General features: G+C 49.5%; 3 protein-coding genes. 1 reads left to right on the top strand and 2 read right to left on the bottom strand.

The genetic code is table 11. The features are described from left to right. Both ABYW01_RS20260 and ABYW01_RS20255 read right to left on the bottom strand, forming a co-directional pair. Positions 1-278: hypothetical protein (locus ABYW01_RS20260; RefSeq protein ID WP_372836271.1), on the bottom strand; the 278-nt coding region annotated here is incomplete at its 3' end. Between the two features lie 213 nt (positions 279-491). Next, positions 492-1706: a pyridoxal phosphate-dependent aminotransferase gene (locus tag ABYW01_RS20255; RefSeq protein WP_372836269.1), complete on the bottom strand. Its 1215-nt coding sequence runs from the start codon at positions 1704-1706 to the stop codon at positions 492-494. Between the two features lie 159 nt (positions 1707-1865). Between ABYW01_RS20255 and ABYW01_RS20250 the strand changes: the two genes are divergently transcribed. Next, positions 1866-2067, top strand: a 202-nt coding sequence (locus ABYW01_RS20250; protein ID WP_372836267.1) for a peptide-methionine (R)-S-oxide reductase, incomplete at its 3' end; no start/stop codon positions are given.

The following is a 2067-nucleotide window of genomic DNA, read 5'->3' as shown; positions in this document are numbered from 1 at the left end:
CGATCGACCAGGCGACCTTTGGAGCCGCGCACAGACTCTTTGTAAGACCCAAACAGGTAGCTCATCTGAACGTGGATAACGCGCGTGTTTACAGGAACTGTCAGTTCGTGATGTTCCAGATCGAAGCGGGTTTTGCTTTCTTTTATCGTGTAGAAAGAGACCTCGGCGACGTGATTCAGGTTGATCAGGAAGTTTGAAGTCACTGGCACCAGGTGGCGTTGTTCCAGTCCGTTGTGTTCCATGTAGATGCCACAGTTTTTTCTGATCTTGATAAACATTGCTAATTCCTGAGAGCAATAAAGTTGATATCGTTTGATCGCCATTCTATTGCGGTTGTATGACGGATATCTTACAACCAAACGGCTCTATGACACTTTAGTCGCTCTGACGTTAAGAGCCAGAAAATCAGCAAAAAAGAAAATAATTCGGGTGCGAGAGGTGGATGGGGGAAGGAGGCAGATGACGGAGTGCCATCTGCCGGCTGAGCTGTCTTACTGCTCGTATGAGCGCAGGAAAGTATCTATACGTTCGATTGCATCTGTCAGGTCATCTTCACGAGGGAGGAAGACCAGACGGAAATGCTGAGTGTCAGGCATGTTAAAGCCACTGCCCTGAACAATGAGAACCTTCTGCTGCTGTAGCAGATCCAACGCCATTTTCTCATCATTTTTGATCGCGTACTTTTTAGCGTCCAGTTTAGGGAACAAGTACAGCGCACCTTTAGGTTTTGTGCAGCTGACACCGGGAATATCGTTGAGCATTTCCCATGCAAGATTACGCTGTTCATACAGGCGACCCGTTGGGCATGTCAGCTCATTGATACTCTGGTAGCCCCCCAGCGATGTCTGAATTGCATGTTGGGTCGGTACGTTGGAGCACAGTCGCATACTGGCCAGCATGTCGAGACCTTCGATGTAGTCTCGCGCCTGATGTTTAGGCCCGCTGACGATCATCCAGCCGGAACGGAAACCCGCTGCACGGTAGGTCTTAGAGAGTCCATTAAAAGTAATACAAAGAACATCGTCAGCAAGGGATGCAATCGATATGTGCTCGGCTTCGTCATACAAAATCTTATCGTAGATCTCATCGGCGAAGATGATCAGGTTCTTTTCCCGCGCCAAATCAATTAGCTGCTGCAGGACCTCTTTCGGATAGACCGCGCCCGTCGGGTTGTTCGGGTTGATGATGACGATACCGCGGGTGCGTTCAGTGATCTTACTGCGAATATCTTCGACATCCGGTGCCCAATCAGACTGTTCATCACAGCGATAGTGGACTGGGTTGCCACCACTCAGACTGACAGCGGCAGTCCACAGCGGATAATCCGGTGCAGGGATCAGCATCTCATCGGTATCGTTCAGCAAGCCTTGCATTGCCATAACGATCAGCTCTGAAACGCCATTGCCGATGTATACGTCTTCAATGCCAACATTGCGAATCCCTTTGCGCTGGGACTCCTGCATCACGGCTTTGCGGGCGGAAAACAAGCCTTTGGAATCGCAATAACCCTGAGAGGCGGGCAGGTTGTAGATCACATCCTGTATGACCTCTTCCGGTGCATCAAAGCCCCACGGTGCCGGGTTGCCGATATTAAGTTTCAGAATGCGCTGGCCTTCTTCTTCCAGACGCTTGGCTTCCTGTAACACGGGTCCACGGATATCGTAACAGACGTTGATCAGCTTGTTGGATTTGCGGATTACTGGCATCTTGTTGTCCTGAAATAGCGTGCGCAGCGTCAAAAATTGAACGCAAGCTACTGTTATCGCTCAAATAAAAAGATGCGTAATAATACGCGCTTTAACAGGGTAAAAACAGCCCAAAGAGCGCATGAACCGGCCATTTAGATGCCTCAACCGGAGTGGGATATGAGTGACGATTCTAAAAAAGTAATGAAATCCGAACAGGAGTGGCGCGAGCAGCTTTCACCGGAACAGTTTCATGTTTGTCGTGAAAAGGGTACTGAGCGGGCATTTACCGGTAAGTACAACAAGCATTACGAGGCAGGTACCTACACTTGTGCCTGTTGTGGGGCGCCACTGTTTGAATCCGGCAACAAATACGATTCGG

The organism is Pontibacterium sp. (assembly GCF_041587635.1).
In the GTDB taxonomy this organism is placed as follows: domain Bacteria; phylum Pseudomonadota; class Gammaproteobacteria; order Pseudomonadales; family Balneatricaceae; genus Pontibacterium.
The sequence above is the reverse complement of the archived record's forward strand: the minus strand, read 5'-3'. Positions and strand labels throughout refer to the sequence as shown.

What these genes read in the sequence shown, in the direction of transcription:
- ABYW01_RS20255 (WP_372836269.1), bottom strand. Translation starts at nt 1,706, where the DNA reads ATGCCAGTAATCCGCAAATCCAACAAGCTGATCAACGTCTGTTACGAT.